Source organism: Kitasatospora sp. CMC57 (genome assembly GCF_045866025.2).
Taxonomy (GTDB): Bacteria; Actinomycetota; Actinomycetes; order Streptomycetales; family Streptomycetaceae; genus Kitasatospora.
Genome location: NZ_AP035881.2, coordinates 4,909,008 through 4,924,749, shown reverse-complemented (window position 1 = coordinate 4,924,749; position 15,742 = coordinate 4,909,008). Strand labels below are relative to the sequence as shown.

The window sequence follows — 15,742 nt, the reverse complement described above, 5'->3', positions numbered from 1 at the left end:
CGTGTGCACGTGGGCGGCCCCTTCGGCGTAGGTCACTTCAGGGTCGCGCTGGTCAGACCCGACTGCACCTGGCGCTGGAAGGACAGGTACACCACCAGCACCGGCAGCATCGCGATGGTCATGCCCGCGAACAGCGCCGGGGCGTCGCTCTTGTAGCCGGACTGAAGGGCCAGGTTGACCAGGCCCTGGGCCAGCATCGAGTGGTCGGCCTCGCCGGCCGAGGTCGGCTGCATCAGGGTGACCGGCAGGATGTACTGGTTCCACTGCCCCAGCACGTTGAAGATGCCCACGCTGATCAGGCCGGGCTTGGCCATCGGCACCATCACCCGGAAGAACGCCCGCGCGTGCGAGCAGCCGTCCAGCATGGCCGCCTCGTGGATCGCGGTCGGCAGGGTGCGGAAGAACGAGTGCAGGAAGAACACGGTGAACGGCAGCGAGTACGCCGTGTACACCAGGATCAGGCCCGCATAGCTGTTCAGGCCGAGGTAGGGGCTGATCTCGCCGAGGTTGCGGACCATGAAGAACAGCGGGACGAGCGCGAGGTAGACGGGGAACATCGCGCCCGCGACGAACAGGAAGTAGATCGGCCGGTTGCCCCTGAACTCGTAACGGGCCAGCACGTAGGCGGCCATCGCGCCGAGCAGCATGGTCAGGGTCAGCGAACCGGCCAGCACGATCAGGGTGTTGGCGAAGTAGCCGCCGATGCCCTTCTCCCAGGCGGTGCCGAAGTTCTTGAAGCTCCAGCTGCTCGGCCAGCTCCAGGCGCTGCTGTTGATCTGGGAGTCGGTCTTGAACGACCCGAGCACCACCCAGGCCAGCGGGAAGACGATCATCAGGGCCCAGATGGCCAGGAAGCCGTGCGAGAAGACGTTCAGCACCCCGCCGCCGTCGGCGAAGCGTGCCTCCTTGACCGGCGGCCGGGGGCTGACGGGGCGTTGGGCGGGAACGGTCGTGGTCTTGTCGATGCTGGTACTCATGCCATGGCCCCGCTCAGTACTCGATCCGCTCGCGCCGGGTGACCCGCAGCGAGACGACGGACAGGATGAGGGTGAAGAAGAAGATCACAACACCCATCGCGCAGGCGTAGCCCGCCTCACCGAAGGCGAGGAAGTTGCGCATCAGGTACGTCGACATCAACTCGCTGTGGTGGTCCGGGCCGCCACCGTAGGTACGGCCCGGGGTCATGCTGGCGACCAGCGCGAAGGCGTCCATCGCCACGATGGCGAGGTAGACCCAGGCGGTCTGGACGGTCTCCCAGAGCAGCGGCAGGGTGATCTTGAAGAAGGTCTGCCCGCGCTTGGCGCCGTCCAGCAGCGCCGCCTCGTAGATGTCCTTCGGGATCGACTGCATGGCCGCCGAGAACAGCACCAGGTAGAAGCCGACGCCGCCCCAGACCAGGACGCCCATGATGCACCAGAGCACCAGGTCAGGACTGTTCAGCCACTCCATCGGGTGCTGCGGATCGACCAGGCCGAGCTCGATCAGCGCGCCGTTGGCCAGGCCCGCACCGTCGCTGCGGTACACCGCCTGCCAGAGCACCGCCAGGATGGCGATCGACAGGACCTGCGGGAAGAAGAAGACCACCTTGTAGAAGGCGGCACCCGCCACACCCTGGACCCCGCCGGTACCGCCCTTGCCGCCCACGTTGAGCATGAAGGCGAAGAACAGCGCGATCAGGATGGTGGCGACCGGGAGCACGGCGAGCAGGAGCAGGTTGTGCCAGAGCGCGCCGAGGAAGACCTCGTCACCGAGGAGCTTGGTGTAGTTGTCCAGGCCGACGAAGTTCATCTCCTGGCTCTGCCCCGACCAGTCGGTCAGGGAGTATCCGAACGTCTGCGCGTAGGGCCAGAGCACCAGGCCCACGTACAGCAGGATCGGAAGAAAGAGGAACCCCACGATGAAGGGGTACTTGCCGTGACGCATCGTCACATCTCCTGTCCGTCAGGCGGGCGCACCGGGGGCCTGGTGCGGGAGGCCCCCGGTGCGCGGTGTCGCCCTCCTTGCCCGCCGTCGGGCAGGGGGCCCTCCGCCGGTCAGGCGGTCTTGTTCTTGGTGGCCGACTCCTTGGCGCGCTTGATCCACTCCGCCGGAGTGATGCGCTTGGCCAGCAGCTCGCCCGACGCGTTCTGCAGGTCCTCGTCGAACTTGCTCGCGGTGTTCGGGTACTGGTAGTTGAAGACGTTGGCGCCTGCGGCCTTCAGCGCCGCCACGGTCGACTTGGTGCCCGGCTTCAGCTGGACCTCGGGGCCGACGCCGTCCTTGAGGCAGGTGAGGCTGTTGGCGGCCTGGGCGAACTTGCCGGAGGCCTCCTTGGTCAGCATCATCCGGAGGAACTCCAGGCCGCCGGCCACGTTCTTGGCCTTGGCCGGCACCACGAACGGCTCGCCGGAACCGGCCCGGATGGCCTCGAACGGGAGCTTGTCGCCGGGCAGCGACGGCATCGGCAGGAAGGTCATCTCGAAGTCTGCCGGGGTGGAGGAGAGCTGCTCGTTCTCCAGCCAGGAGCCGGACGGGATGAAGACCGCCTTGTACTGGTTCCACGCGGTCTGCGACTCGGTGTGGGTCATGCCGTTGGTGCCGGGGAGCAGGAAGTCCTTCTCCACCACCTGGTAGAACGCCTCGACGGCGGTCTTCACGGCCGGGTCGTCCCACGCGGTCGGGTCGAGCTTGTCGATCCGGGCCATCAGGTCGAGGCCGCCCTGCTTGGCGATCATGTCCAGGATGGCGACGTTGATGTAGTACGGGTACTTGCCCTGGTGGGCGAGCGGGGCGATGCCCTTGGCCTTGGCCTGCTCACAGACGGTGATGAAGTCGGCCCAGGTCTTCGGTACGGTCCAGCCGTTGTCCTTGAAGAGCTTGCCGGAGAACCACAGACCCCACATGGTGTACGCGTACGACAGGTTGTAGACCTTGCCGTCGATGGTGCCGGACTCGATGGTGCCGGGCATCAGGACGTCGCGGACCTTCTTCGACGGGTCGTCGATGTACGGCGCGTCCAGCAGGGGGGCCAGGTCGACCAGGCTCTTGTCCTTGACCAGGACGTCGAGCTTGATCTGCTTGTTGCCCGAGTCGTCGATGACGTCCGGCGGGGAGCCGGCGTTGAAGCGCGGCTGCAGCTTGCCCGTGATGTCCTTGTCGGCCTGCTGGTTGACCTTGGCGTCCGGGTACGTCTTGGAGTAGATCGCGGCGAACGCGGCCAGGTAGTCCTTGCCGTAGCCACCGTCGAAGATGAAGGCCTCCAGGCCCGCCTTCGGGTCGACGCCGAACGGGTTCTTGGCGTCCTTCAGGTTGTACTCACCGGACTTCTTGCTGTCGCTGCTGCCACTGCCCCCGGCGCAGGCGGCGAGCAGCGAGCCGCTGCCGGCCGCGAGCACGGTGATGGCCGCGGCCCGCTTGAAGATGTCACGGCGGTTGTACTCGGTTGCAGAGCCCATGAGTGCCCTAACCCCTCGGTGTCCAGAAGATGCGTACAGATATTGACGGATCGTCAATTCCTGCCAGTGAGGCGCGCCCAGCGGCCAAGGGGCCGGTCAGAGGCGGTTTCTGTGATGGGCAAAGGTATAGTCCACTGTTCATCTGGCAGCAATAGCCGAACCGCCCGATGCGGCCCCTGAGGACCAAAGCGTTGTCGGCGATGCAGCATGTGCAATGTGCAGGGGGCCTGCGTATTTGCCCATCCGGCCCGTCGGTGGGGAAAATCTAGCGCGCTAGTGTTCGTTTGAACATAGAAATGCGCAGCTTCGCGCATCACAGAACAGTGACGCACGAAGCTGCGCGCGGCTTTTGCTACGGTTCGGGCACCGGGTCAGGCGCTCGCCCGGCGCCCGTCAGAACCGGAGCCCCTTGTCCAGGGCCTTCACCAGGGTCCCGTCGCTGTCGTCGTGGTCCAGCGCCCAGACCATCACACCACCAAGTCCGATGAAGCGGGAGTATGCGGCCTTGTAGCTGAGTACCTCGGGGGTGTCGAAGGTGTACAGGGTGCTGCCGTCGTACTTCCAGCTGGCTCCCCGCAGCCAGTCCGTGTGCACCGTGCCCGGCAGGTTCTTCACGTCCTTGTAGGGCAGGTCGGCGACCGAGGAGGTGGCGGCCTGGTAGAGACCGTCCCCCTTCGGCCCCGGCTGCACGCCGGTCCAGCCGTGGGCATAGAACGGCACCCCGAGCACGGCCTGCCGGGCCGGCAGGCCGCGGTCGAGGTAGTGCCTGACCACCCGGTCACCACTGAGCTGCTTCGGCGAGGGATCGGCGCCGTCCGCGAACAGGTTGGCCTGGTGGGCGGTCGGACCGGCGCCCTCCCAGGGGCCGTGCAGGTCGTACGTCATCAGGTTGAGCCAGTCCGCCGACCGTGCGATCCGCGGGAGCTCCAGCCGGTCCGCCACCGTCTCGTTGGCGGCCACCGCGGCGGTCAGCAGGTAGTGCTGCCGCGACTTCCTCCCCAGCTCGTCCAGCTGCCGCCGGAACTCCTGCACCAGCAGGGTGAAGTTGTGACCGTCCTCGGGACGGACCACGTTGCCCGCGTCGCCGCCGCCACCCGGGTACTCCCAGTCGAGGTCTATGCCGTCGAAGACGCCGAGACCGGCCCCGGCCCCGCCCTCGGCCGAACCGAGCTGCGGCAGGTTGCCCCGGAGGTACAGGTCCAGGCAGGAGGAGACGAAGGCCTTCCGGGACGCGTCGGTGAGCGCCGCATCCGAGAAGTACTTGGACCAGCTCCAACCGCCCAGCGAGATGACGGCCTTGAGCTGCGGGTTCTTCGCCTTGAGCTTGCGCAGCTGGTTGAAGCTGCCCTTCAGCGGCTGCTCGGCGGTGTCGGCCCTGCCGTCCACCGACTCCTCGGCGCCGACCGGGCGCTGGTAGTCGGCCCAGGCGTCGCCGACCCCGGCCTCGTTGGCCTCGAAGCACCTGCCCTCGGCGTTGACGTTGCCGAAGGCGTAGTTGATCACTGTGAGCCTGGCGGCCTGACCGGAGGTCTGCACGTTCTTGAACGAGAAGCCGCCGTACACACCCCACTGGGTGAAGTAGCCGACCCGCTCACCGTTCAGGTGCGGGCCGGTGTGGGCCTGGGCCGTGCCGGGAGCCAGGACGGCGGCGATGGTGACGGCCGCGAGCAGTGCAGAGGATCTTCTGGGCATGCGGGACCCGTTCTCCGAATCAGCGTCAATTGGTCTGGACCATGTGCTGACTGAGAGATTTAGTCCATTGCGGGCGAACGCACAAGAGGCCCGGACCCCGCACGGCTGCGGGGTCCGGGCCTCTTGTCGGGCTGATCAGCCGATCAGGCTGCGCAGCACGTACTGCAGGATGCCGCCGTTCCGGTAGTAGTCGGCCTCACCGGGGGTGTCGATGCGGACCACCGCGTCGAAGGTGATGTCGCCGGCCGTGACCTTGACGGTCTTCGGGGTGCGGCCCTCGTTGAGCTCGGTCACGCCGGTGAAGGAGAAGGTCTCCTCGCCGGTCAGACCCAGCGACTCGGCGGTCCGGCCCTCGGGGAACTGCAGCGGCAGGACGCCCATGCCGATCAGGTTCGAGCGGTGGATGCGCTCGTACGACTCGGCGATGACGGCCTTGACGCCGAGCAGCGCGGTGCCCTTGGCCGCCCAGTCACGGGACGAGCCGGAGCCGTACTCCTTGCCCGCCAGGATGACCAGCGGGGTGCCGGCGGCCTGGTAGTTCTGCGCGGCGTCGTAGATGAACGACACCGGGGCGTCGGCCTGGGTGAAGTCGCGGGTGTAACCACCCTCGGTGCCCGGCGCGATCTGGTTGCGCAGACGGATGTTGGCGAAGGTGCCGCGGATCATCACCTCGTGGTTGCCACGGCGCGAGCCGTACGAGTTGAAGTCGCGCTTCTCGACACCGTTGGCGGTCAGGTACTGCGCCGCCGGGGTGCCCGGCTTGATGTTGCCGGCCGGGGAGATGTGGTCGGTGGTGACCGAGTCGCCCAGCTTGGCCAGCACGCGGGCGCCGGTGATGTCGTTCACCGGGCTCGGGGTCTTGGCCATGCCGTCGAAGTACGGGGGCTTCCGCACGTAGGTGGACTCGGCGTCCCACTCGAAGGTGTTGCCGGTCGGGACCGGGAGCGACTGCCAGCGGTGGTCACCTGCGAAGACGTCCTGGTAGCCCTTGGCGAACATCGCCTCGTCGATGGAGGACGCGACGGTGTCGGCGACCTCCTTCTCCGAGGGCCAGATGTCGGCGAGGTAGACCGGGTTGCCCTCGGCGTCCGTGCCCAGGGCCTCGCGGGTGATGTCGATGTTCATGTTGCCGGCGAGGGCGTAGGCGACCACCAGCGGCGGCGAGGCCAGGTAGTTCATCTTGACGTCCGGGTTGATCCGGCCCTCGAAGTTGCGGTTGCCCGAGAGCACCGAGACGACGGCCAGGTCGTGGTCGTTGACCGCCTTCGAGACCTCCTCGGGCAGCGGGCCCGAGTTGCCGATGCAGGTGACGCAGCCGTAGCCGACCAGGTTGAAGCCCAGCTTCTCCATGTAGGGGAGGACGCCGGCCTTCTCGTAGTAGTCCATGACGACCTTGGACCCGGGGGCCAGTGTGGTCTTGACCCACGGCTTGACCGTGAGGCCCTTCTCCACGGCCTTCTTCGCCAGCAGGGCGGCGCCCAGCATGACGGAGGGGTTCGAGGTGTTGGTGCAGGAGGTGATCGAGGCGATCACGACGGCGCCGTGGTCGATCTCGTAGGTCTTGCCGTCCGGGCTGGTCACCGGGGTCGGCTTGTGGATCCCGTTGCTGCTGGCGGGGGCGTCGGAGGCGGGGAACGACTCCTGGCCGGCCTCGTCGACGTCCGAGATGTAGTCACGGACGGCGGTGCGGAAGCGGTCGGCGGCCTCGGCCAGGACCACGCGGTCCTGCGGGCGCTTCGGGCCGGAGATCGACGGGACGACGGTGGAGACGTCCAGCTCGAGGTACTCGGAGTAGACCGGCTCGACCGACGGGTCGTGCCAGAGGCCCTGCTCCTTGGCGTACGCCTCGACCAGCGCGAGCTGCTGCTCGGAACGGCCGGTCAGCTTGAGGTAGTTGATCGTCTCGGCGTCGATCGGGAAGATCGCGCAGGTCGAACCGAACTCCGGCGACATGTTGCCGATGGTGGCGCGGTTCGCCAGCGGGATGGCGGTGACGCCGGCGCCGTAGAACTCGACGAACTTGCCGACCACACCGTGCTTGCGCAGCATCTCGGTGATGGTGAGCACCAGGTCGGTGGCGGTGGTGCCGGCCGGCAGCTCGCCGCTCAGCTTGAAGCCGACCACGCGCGGGATCAGCATGGAGACCGGCTGGCCGAGCATCGCGGCCTCGGCCTCGATGCCACCGACGCCCCAGCCCAGCACGCCCAGGCCGTTGACCATGGTGGTGTGCGAGTCGGTGCCGACGCAGGTGTCGGGGTACGCCTGGCCGTTGCGGACCATGACCGTGCGGGCCAGGTGCTCGATGTTGACCTGGTGCACGATGCCGGTGCCCGGCGGGACGACCTTGAACTCGTCGAACGCGGTCTGGCCCCAGCGCAGGAACTGGTAGCGCTCCTTGTTGCGGCCGTACTCGATCTCGACGTTCTGGGTGAACGCGTCCTTGGTGCCGAACTTGTCGGCGATGACGGAGTGGTCGATGACCAGCTCGGCCGGCGCCAGCGGGTTGATCTTCGCCGGGTCGCCGCCCAGCTCCTTCACGGCCTCGCGCATGGTGGCCAGGTCCACCACACAGGGGACACCGGTGAAGTCCTGCATGATCACGCGGGCGGGCGTGAACTGGATCTCCTGGCTCGGCTGGGCGTTCTCGTCCCAGTTGCCCAGCGCCCGGATGTGGTCGGCGGTGATGTTCGCGCCGTCCTCGGTGCGGAGCAGGTTCTCCAGCAGCACCTTGAGGCTGTACGGCAGCCGCTCGGAACCCTCGACGGCGGAGAGCTTGAAGATCTCGTACGACTCGTCGCCCACCTGCAGCGAGCTGCGGGCGTCGAAGCTGTTCGCGGACACGACTGACTCCTTTTGGATCCACCCGGTGGTAAGGTGACCCTAACTTGGGTCCGACCCGGCCGCCGGTGGAGGCGTACGCCTCTCGGCAAGTATCTTGACGTCAAGATAAACCATAGCGCGGAGTTATCTCGATGTCGAGATAAACCATAGTGCATGCCCGGGTGAGCGCCGCGTCAGGCAGGCCCCTATTGGCGGTCCAGCCGCGATACCTCTCCAAACTTCCGCTCCGGGTGCCGTCACGCAACTCCACCGCCGGGGCGGCGGGGGCGGGCGGGGGGACGGGTGGGCCGCGCGGACGGGCTCAGGGTGGGCGCCCCGTACGGGTGACTTCGGGCGGCGGGGCGTGCTCCGGCCCGGCCGGAGCTGGCAGCTTGGGGCGGAGACCCCCTCCCGAAAGGCCCGCCCATGTACGCCGCCCCCGCGCTGGCACTCGCCCTGCTGCAACCGCTCCTCCCGCCGGCGAGCACGGTGGAGGCCACCTTCGACCGGACGGACGGCATCGCACCCGCCACCGCCGTCAGCTTCGCCCCGGACGTCGTCCCGTACGGCGCGGGCGTCCGGATCGTGGCGCACCGGGCCGACGGACGCACCACCGTCACGATGACGGTGGACGGGCTGGTGCCCGGTCATGCGTACCCCGTGCACGCGCACACCCGTGGCTGCGGCACCGTCCCCGCCGACTCGGGCCCGCACTACCAGGACCGGCCGGACCCGGTACAGCCCTCCACCGACCCCGCCTACGCCAACGACCGGAACGAGCTCCGGCTCGTCCTGCGCACCGACGAGACCGGCCACGCCACCGCGAGCAGCACGGTGGAGTGGGAGTTCCGGGAGGGCGGGGCCAGGTCGTTGGTGCTGCACGCCGGCCAGGACGGACAGGGACACGCCCTGGCGCAGCGGGTCGGCTGCGTCAACGTCAACCTCTGAGCGGCTGAGGGTCCGTCAGGGGGTCGGTTCGCCAGGGATCAGGAGCCGAGCGTCGCCACCAGGATCGCCTTGATGGTGTGCAGGCGGTTCTCCGACTGGTCGAAGACCACCGAGTGGGCGGACTCGAAGACCTCGTCGGTCACCTCCAGCTCGCTCAGGCCGGAGACCTCGAAGAGCTGGCGGCCGACCTCGGTGCCCAGGTCGTGGAAGGCCGGCAGGCAGTGCAGGAACTTGACCGACGGGTTACCGGTGGCCCGGATCGTCTCCATCGAGACCTGGTACGGCCTCAGCAGGGCGATCCGCTCCGCCCAGACCTCCTTGGGCTCGCCCATCGAGACCCAGACGTCGGTGTAGAGGAAGTCGGCCCCGGCCACGCCCTCGGCCACGTCCTCGGTGAGGGTGATCCGGGCACCGCTGGTCTCGGCCAGCGTCTGGGCCGCCTTCTGGACCTCCGGCGAGGGCCAGAGCTGCTGCGGCGCGACGATCCGGATGTCCATCCCGAGCAGCGCTCCGGTGACGAGCAGCGAGTTGCCCATGTTGTAGCGGGCGTCGCCGAGGTAGACCAGCGTGGTCTGCTCCAGCGGCTTGGTGCCGTGCTCGACCACGGTGAGCATGTCGGCCAGCGACTGGGTGGGGTGCCACTCGTCGGTCAGCCCGTTCCAGACCGGGACACCCGCGTGGGTTGCCAGCTCCTCCACCAGCACCTGACCGTGCCCGCGGTACTGGATTCCGTCGAACATCCGGCCGAGCACTCGGGCGGTGTCCTTGATGGACTCCTTGTGGCCGAGCTGCGAGCCGGACGGGTCCAGGTACGTGGTGCTGGCACCCTGGTCGTGGGCGGCCACCTCGAAGGCGCAGCGGGTCCGGGTGGAGGTCTTCTCGAAGACCAAGGCGATGTTCTTGCCGGTCAGTCGGGGCCGCTCGGTCCCCGCATACTTCGCTGCCTTGAGCTGGGCGGACAGCTCGAGCAGGAAGCGGAACTCCTGCGCGGTGAAGTCCAGCTCCTTGAGGAAGTGCCGGTTCCGGAGGTTGAAGGCCATGCCGGGCTCCTGGGTCGCGGGGACGATGAGACGGGAAGTGTATACGACTTCCAGAATTCTTATGCATCAGGAGCTGGCGCATGGCAGTGAGTGGCGGCCGATAGGGACGTGGCGGGCCACCCTCGCACGGGGGTGGCCCGCCACGACCGACGTCAGAGGCGGGGGTCGACCGGCTCCGACTCCAGCGCCAGGACGGCGAACACCGCCTCGTGCACCCGCCAGAGCGGTTCGGACCCGGCCAGCCGGTCCAGCGCCTCCAGGCCGAGCGCGTACTCCCGCAGGGCGAGCGAACGCTTGTGGCCGAGTGAACGCTGCCGCAGCTCGGCGAGGTGCTCGGTGTAGTCGGGACCGTAGATGATCCGCAGGTACTCCCGGCCGCGGACCTTCACACCGGGCTGGACCAGGCCGCCCCGGCCGGTGGCACCGCCCCGGACCAGCGAGGCCAGCGGCTTGACCACCATGCCCTCGCCACCCGCCTCGGTCAGCTCCTCCCACCAGGCGACGCCGGCCGCGACCGAGGCCGCGTCGGAGGTGTCGACCAGCAGTCGCTCCGTCCGGTGCAGGATCGGTGCCGCCGGGTCGTCGGCCGCCACCAGGCGGTGGATCCAACCGAGGTGCTGGTCGTGCGAGCGGACCGCGAGGTTCGCCCCCTCGGCTGCCAGCACCTGGAACGGGGCCAGCCGAAGACCCGTCAGGCCCTCGGTGGGCCAGCAGTAGCGCCGGTAGGCGACAGTGAACGCCGCCGCGTCCGCCGACCGCTGACGCTGACGCCCGATCAGCTCGTCCAACGGCAGGCCACGGGCGGCGCCGAGCTCCAGCGCGACGAGCGCCTCGGGCAGTGCGGCACCGGCTGCCGCACCGACCGCCGCGTACTGACGGCGCAGCAGCTCGACCGCCTTGAGCGACCAGGGCATCAGCTCCGCGTCCAGCAACAGCCAGTCGGTGCCCAGCTCCTCGAACAGCCCGGCCCGCTCGGCCGCCGCCCCGAGCCGCTCCAGCACCGCGTCGGTGAGCTCCTGGCCGTTCAGGAAGGCCCGGCCCGTCCTGGTCCAGATCGCGCCCGGACCGGCCAGACCGAACCGGCGCTCCAGCGACGCGTCGTCGCGCGCGACCAGCACGACCGCGCGGGAGCCCATGTGCTTCTCCTCGCAGATCACCTGCTGGACACCGTCGTTGCGGTAGCCGAGGAACGCCTCCTCCGGGTGCTCCAGGAAGCCGTCCCGACGCGAGGTGGCGACCGGCGCCATGGTCGGCGGCAGGTAGGCGAGCAGGCGCGGGTCGAGCGCGAACCGGCTCATCACCTCGAGCGCGGCGGCCGCGTTCTCCTCGCGGATCGACACCCGGCCGTGCTGGGTGGTCTCCACGATCCGGCGGCCGGCCACGTCCTGCAGGTCGAGCGGACGGCCCTCCCTACCACCCGGCGCATCCGTGCGCAGCGGTCGGACGGGGGCGTACCACTCCTGCTCCGCCTCGACGGTGACCAGCTCGCGCTCCGGGTACCGGAGCGCGGTCAGGCTGCCGCCGAAGACACAGCCGGTGTCCAGGCAGATGGTGTTGTTGACGAAACTGGCGGTCGGCACCGGGGTGTGGCCGTAGACCACCAGGGCCCGGCCCCGGTACTCCTCCGCCCACGGGTAGCGGACCGGCAGACCGTACTCGTCGGTCTCGCCGGTGGTGTCGCCGTACAGGGCGTGCGAGCGCACCCGGCCGGAGTTGCGGCCGTGGTACTTCTCCGGCAGACCGGCGTGACAGACCACCAGGTTGCCGCCGTCGAGCAGGTAGTGGCTGACCAGACCGCGCATGAACGCGCGGACCCGGGCGCGGAACTCCTCGCTCTCCCCGGCCAGCTGGTCGATGGTCTCCTGGAGGCCGTACGCGACGGTGACCTTGCGGCCGTCCATCCAGCGGCCGAGCTTGTTCTCGTGGTTTCCGGGCACGCAGATCGCGTGGCCCGCCTCGACCATCCCCATCACCAGGCGCAGCACACCCGGGCTGTCGGGGCCGCGGTCGACCAGGTCACCGACGAAGACCGGGGTACGGCCCTCGGGGTGCACGGCGTCGACCGGGCGGCCCTGCTCGTCCTTGGCCAGCGAGTAGCCCAGGGTGGTGAGCAGCGTCTCCAGCTCGGACCGGCAGCCGTGGATGTCACCGACGATGTCGAACGGGCCGGTGAGCTCGCGCAGGTCGTTGTACCGCTTCTCGGTGACCACCTCGGCCGAGTCCACCTCGGCCACGCCGCGCAGGACGTGCACCTTGCGGAAACCCTCACGCTCGAGACCGCGCAGCGAGCGGCGCAGCTCGCGCTGCTGACGGGGGATCACGTGGGCGGCGAACTGGCGGTCCGGTCGGGCCTTGTTCCGCTCCGCGCAGACCTCCTGCGGGAGGTCGAGCACGATCGCGATCGGCAGCACGTCGTGCTCGCGAGCCAGCTTGATGAGCTGCTTGCGGCTCTCCGGCTGGACGTTGGTGGCGTCCACCACGGTGCGGCGGCCGGCCGCCAGGCGCTTGCCGACGATGTAGTGCAGCACGTCGAAGGCGTCGGAGGAGGCCGACTGGTCGTTCTCGTCGTCGGCGACCAGGCCGCGGCAGAAGTCCGAGGACACCACCTCGGTCGGGCGGAAGTGACGCCGGGCGAAGGTGGACTTGCCGGAGCCGCTGGTGCCGACCAGGACCACCAGCGAGACGTCGGTGACGGGAAGGGAGCGGGTGGACGGGCGCTCGGCCGGAGTGTCGGTGGTGGTGTCGGGATCGGTGGTCATCAGGCGGCGCTCCCTTCGGTGGCTTCGGATGCGGATGCGGTGGATACGGCGGCTTCGGATACGGATGCGGTGGATACGGCAGCTGCGGCTGCGGCTGCGGCTGCCGAGGTGCGGCGGAACAGCGCGAGCTGGGTCGGCGCGCCGACCTCCCCGTCCAGCGGGCCGACCGGCCGGACGGTGACGGAGTAGCCGTAGTCGGCCGCGATCCGCTCGGCCCACGCCAGGAACTCCGACCTGGTCCACTCGAACCGGTGGTCGCTGTGCCGGACCTGTCCGGCCGGGAGGGTCTCCCAGCGGACGTTGTACTCGACGTTGGGCGTGGTCACGACCACGGCGCCGGGCTGGGCCGCACCGAACACCGCGTACTCCAGTGCGGGCAGGCGCGGCAGGTCGAGGTGCTCGATCACCTCGGAGAGCACCGCGGCGTCGTAGCCCTTGAGCCGGTCGTCGGTGTAGGTGAGCGCGCCCTGGACCAGCCGGACCCTGGCCGCCTGACGCTCCGACATCCGGTCCAGCCGCAGCTTGCGGGCGGCGGCGGTGAGGGCTCGGGAGGAGACGTCCACGCCGAGCACCTCCGTGACCCGGACGTCCTTCAGCAGTGCCTCCACCAACTCGCCCTGGCCGCAGCCGAGATCGAGCACCCGGGCGGCACCGACCTCGGTCAGCGCAGCCAGGATCGCCTCCCGTCGGCGGACTCCGAGGCTGACCGTCTTCGGCTCCTGATCCGCCGTCGGGTGGTCGGCTCGTTGGTCGGCTGCCTCGTCGGTGTGCGGCGTGTCGTCGGTGTCGGGCGTGTCGTCGACCGCGTTGTCCACCTCCTCGGCCTCCCGGTCGTCGGCCTCGGCCAGCCGGGCCAGTTCGAGTCGTTCCAGTGCCGCCCTGGTCAGCGACCAGCGGCGGGCCAGGTACCGACGGGTGATCAGCGCCAGCTCCGGATGCGCCCCGAGCCAGCCCTCCCCCGCCGCCAGCAGCTTGTCCACCTCGTCGGGCGCGACCCAGTAGTGCTTGGCGCCGTCCAGAACCGGCAGCAGCACGTAGAGCTGCTGCAGGGCGTCGGCCAGCCGGACCTCGGCGGACAGCTCCACCCGGACGTAGCGGGAGTCGCCCCACTCCGGGAAGGCCTCGTCCAGCGGGATCGCGGTGGCCACGACCTGCCAGCCCAGCGGCTCGAACAGCCGCCGCACCATGGCCGACCCACCCTCCTCCCCCGCGCCGTTGGCGGGCACGGCGGGCAGCGCGATCCGCAGCGGCCGCGACTGCTCCGCCAGGCCGGGACGCTGCTCGCAGACACCCTTCATCGCCGTCCGGAACACCGTCCGCAGCGCGACCGCGAGCAGCGAGGAGGCCGCGTAGGGGCGGTCGTTGACGTACTGGGCGAGCGCGAAGTCGGGTGAGCCCCCGCGACCCTTGCCCCGGCCCTTGCGGACCAGTGCGATCGGGTCGACGTCCAGCAGCATCGCCGCCGTGCAGGACTCGGTGCCGGTCTCCGGATAGAAGACGTGGGCGACACCGTGCGAGGTGGAGAAGCGCTGCACCTTGTCGGGGTGCTTGTGCAGCAGAAAGCCCAGGTCGGAGGCCGGGCGTTCAGCCGTTCCTGTGGTGGAGATCGAAATGAACACCTGTCTGAGTATTGCTGACGGCGGATGAAGGCGGCACCGGGTTTTCGCCGAGGGGAGGGGCTGCGCGACCGCCGTTCGGAGGGGTGGGCCGGTGTCCGCACGGTGAGCGTGTTCGTCAGCCCGGGCGGTGATTCGTTAACGTGCTCGATGTGACTGCTGAAACCTCCTCCCTCGCAAGTGGTGCCGTGGCCGTCGGCCTGGCGACCATCGCCGCCGACGGCACCATCCTCGACACCTGGTACCCGGCCCCGGAGCTGGCCGCCGCCCCCGGCCCGGCCGGGACCGTCCGGCTGACCGCCGAGGAGGCCGAAGCGGCGCTCGGTGCGGGCACCGCCGAGGCGCTGCGCGCCGACGCCCGCCGGGGTGTCGAGGTCGTCGCGGTGCGCACCACGATCGCCTCGCTGGACGAGAAGCCGCTCGACGCGCACGACGCCTACCTGCGTCTGCACCTGCTGAGCCACCGTCTGGTCCAGCCGCACGGCCAGAGCCTGGACGGCCTCTTCGGCCTGCTCGCCAACGTCGCCTGGACGTCCATCGGCCCGGTGCCGGTGGACCAGGTCGAGCGGGCCCGGCTCGCCGTCCGCGCGCAGGGCGGCCAGCTGGCCGTGTACGGGATCGACAAGTTCCCCCGGATGACCGACTACGTCGCGCCGAGCGGGGTCCGGATCGCGCACGCGGACCGCGTCCGGCTCGGGGCGCACCTGGCCGTGGGCACCACCGTGATGCACGAGGGCTTCGTCAACTTCAACGCGGGCACCCTGGGCACCTCGATGGTTGAGGGCCGGATCAGCGCGGGCGTGGTGGTCGGCGACCACAGCGACATCGGTGGCGGCGCCTCGATCATGGGCACCCTCTCGGGCGGCGGCAAGCAGGTCGTCTCCGTCGGCGAGCGCTGCCTGCTCGGCGCCAACGCCGGCATCGGCATCTCGCTGGGCAGCGACTGCGTCGTGGAGGCCGGTCTGTACGTGACCGCCGGCACCCGGGTCACCACCCCGGACGGGAAGATCGCCAAGGCGGTGGAGCTGTCCGGTCAGGACAACCTGCTGTTCCGTCGCAACTCGCAGAGCGGCGCCGTCGAGGTCATCGCGCGGTCCGGCTCGTGGGGCGGTCTCAACGCGGAGCTGCACGCTCACAACTGATCTCCTGTCAGGGTCCGTCAGTGGAAACCGGTTCGGGCTGAAGCGACGGTTCAGGCCGTTGGAGCGGTGGAGGCGCGAGGCCGGACGACCGGTGCCCGCGCCTCCGGCGTTTCCGGTGTCTCCGGTGCTCCCGCCGTCTCCGGCACGCCCGAGGCGGTGGCCCTGGTCGAACCGCGTAGCCCAGCGGCCGGGCGAGCCGCAAACCGGGATCACCCCTGAGGCTGACCGGGAGCCGGTGTTGGACCTCTACGAGTGGTCTGTGGTGACCGGGCATCGGCAGAGGTCGTTGGA

The 15,742-nt window shown here is 69.5% G+C and carries 10 protein-coding genes; 2 read left to right on the top strand and 8 right to left on the bottom strand.

Translation table 11 applies throughout. The features are described 5' to 3' along the window. Positions 1-32 precede the first annotated feature (32 nt). The 5 genes from ACKUU6_RS22095 to acnA all read right to left on the bottom strand — a co-directional run bounded on the left by ACKUU6_RS22095 (position 33) and on the right by acnA (position 7,967). Positions 33-977, bottom strand: a complete 945-nt coding sequence (locus ACKUU6_RS22095; RefSeq protein WP_407990288.1) for a carbohydrate ABC transporter permease — start codon at positions 975-977, stop codon at positions 33-35. A 13-nt stretch (positions 978-990) separates the two neighbouring features. Continuing rightward, the gene (locus ACKUU6_RS22090; protein ID WP_407990287.1) at positions 991-1,923 is read right to left on the bottom strand and encodes a carbohydrate ABC transporter permease; all 933 of its coding nucleotides are present in this window, start codon (positions 1,921-1,923) and stop codon (positions 991-993) included. 110 nt (positions 1,924-2,033) lie between these two features. Beyond that, a complete protein-coding gene (gene ngcE, locus ACKUU6_RS22085) occupies positions 2,034-3,434 on the bottom strand; it encodes an N-acetylglucosamine/diacetylchitobiose ABC transporter substrate-binding protein (protein WP_407990286.1) in 1,401 nt (466 codons plus the stop codon). A 393-nt stretch (positions 3,435-3,827) separates the two neighbouring features. After that, on the bottom strand, positions 3,828-5,126 hold the full coding sequence (locus ACKUU6_RS22080; protein WP_407990285.1) for a glycoside hydrolase family 18 protein: 1,299 nt from the start codon (positions 5,124-5,126) through the stop codon (positions 3,828-3,830). A 135-nt stretch (positions 5,127-5,261) separates the two neighbouring features. Then, positions 5,262-7,967, bottom strand: a complete 2,706-nt coding sequence (acnA, locus tag ACKUU6_RS22075) for an aconitate hydratase AcnA (protein WP_407990284.1) — start codon at positions 7,965-7,967, stop codon at positions 5,262-5,264. 405 nt (positions 7,968-8,372) lie between these two features. Here acnA and ACKUU6_RS22070 point away from each other — a divergent pair, with 405 nt between their 5' ends. Continuing rightward, positions 8,373-8,894, top strand: a complete 522-nt coding sequence (locus ACKUU6_RS22070; RefSeq protein WP_407990283.1) for a superoxide dismutase family protein — start codon at positions 8,373-8,375, stop codon at positions 8,892-8,894. Between the two features lie 38 nt (positions 8,895-8,932). Here ACKUU6_RS22070 and argF read toward each other — a convergent pair whose 3' ends face one another. The 3 genes from argF to ACKUU6_RS22055 form a co-directional block, all read right to left on the bottom strand. Further along, complete coding sequence (gene argF, locus ACKUU6_RS22065; RefSeq protein ID WP_407990282.1) at positions 8,933-9,934, bottom strand: ornithine carbamoyltransferase; 1,002 nt, start codon at positions 9,932-9,934, stop codon at positions 8,933-8,935. A gap of 152 nt (positions 9,935-10,086) precedes the next feature. Then, positions 10,087-12,693: a polynucleotide kinase-phosphatase gene (locus ACKUU6_RS22060; RefSeq protein WP_407990281.1), complete on the bottom strand. Its 2,607-nt coding sequence runs from the start codon at positions 12,691-12,693 to the stop codon at positions 10,087-10,089. After that, positions 12,693-14,312 (bottom strand): 3' terminal RNA ribose 2'-O-methyltransferase Hen1, encoded by a 1,620-nt coding sequence (locus ACKUU6_RS22055; protein WP_407990280.1) that lies wholly within the window; start codon positions 14,310-14,312, stop codon positions 12,693-12,695. Before ACKUU6_RS22055 ends, ACKUU6_RS22060 begins: the two co-directional genes overlap by 1 nt. A gap of 149 nt (positions 14,313-14,461) precedes the next feature. Between ACKUU6_RS22055 and dapD the strand changes: the two genes are divergently transcribed. Then, on the top strand, positions 14,462-15,451 hold the full coding sequence (gene dapD / locus ACKUU6_RS22050; protein ID WP_407990279.1) for a 2,3,4,5-tetrahydropyridine-2,6-dicarboxylate N-succinyltransferase: 990 nt from the start codon (positions 14,462-14,464) through the stop codon (positions 15,449-15,451). The last annotated feature ends 291 nt before the right edge of the window (positions 15,452-15,742 follow it).

What these genes read in the sequence shown, in the direction of transcription:
- ACKUU6_RS22095 (WP_407990288.1), bottom strand. Translation starts at nt 977, where the DNA reads ATGAGTACCAGCATCGACAAGACCACGACCGTTCCCGCCCAACGCCCC.
- ACKUU6_RS22090 (WP_407990287.1), bottom strand. Translation starts at nt 1,923, where the DNA reads ATGCGTCACGGCAAGTACCCCTTCATCGTGGGGTTCCTCTTTCTTCCG.
- ngcE (WP_407990286.1), bottom strand. Translation starts at nt 3,434, where the DNA reads ATGGGCTCTGCAACCGAGTACAACCGCCGTGACATCTTCAAGCGGGCC.
- ACKUU6_RS22080 (WP_407990285.1), bottom strand. Translation starts at nt 5,126, where the DNA reads ATGCCCAGAAGATCCTCTGCACTGCTCGCGGCCGTCACCATCGCCGCC.
- ACKUU6_RS22070 (WP_407990283.1), top strand. Translation starts at nt 8,373, where the DNA reads ATGTACGCCGCCCCCGCGCTGGCACTCGCCCTGCTGCAACCGCTCCTC.
- argF (WP_407990282.1), bottom strand. Translation starts at nt 9,934, where the DNA reads ATGGCCTTCAACCTCCGGAACCGGCACTTCCTCAAGGAGCTGGACTTC.
- ACKUU6_RS22060 (WP_407990281.1), bottom strand. Translation starts at nt 12,693, where the DNA reads ATGACCACCGATCCCGACACCACCACCGACACTCCGGCCGAGCGCCCG.